Below are 223 nucleotides of genomic sequence, written 5' to 3'. Positions count from 1 at the left end.
GCGATTTCCGGCACGCTGGTGAATTTGGCGGCGGGCGGCGTGGAGCGCAATGCGGTGCGGTTCGGGCATCCCTCCGGGACGTTGCGCGTAGGCGCCGAGGCCAGCCAGATCGACGGTGAATGGGTCGTGAAAAAAGCCATCATGAGCCGCAGTGCGCGAGTGTTGATGGAAGGGTTCGTACGCGTCCCCGGCGACTCTTTCTAACCGATCGTTCCCACGCTCT

The 223-nt window shown here is 63.7% G+C and carries 1 protein-coding gene; it reads left to right on the top strand.

Going from position 1 to position 223, the window contains the following annotated elements; translation table 11 throughout:
• The coding region (locus tag HX846_RS36620) for a 2-methylaconitate cis-trans isomerase PrpF family protein (protein ID WP_218645531.1) at positions 1 to 204 on the top strand (204 nt) is incomplete at its 5' end.
• Between the last annotated feature and the right edge of the window lie 19 nt (positions 205 to 223).

The organism is Pseudomonas sp. K5002 (assembly GCF_013386655.1).
Classification (GTDB): domain Bacteria; phylum Pseudomonadota; class Gammaproteobacteria; order Pseudomonadales; family Pseudomonadaceae; genus Aquipseudomonas.
This window is presented reverse-complemented; position numbering and strand designations above follow the sequence as displayed.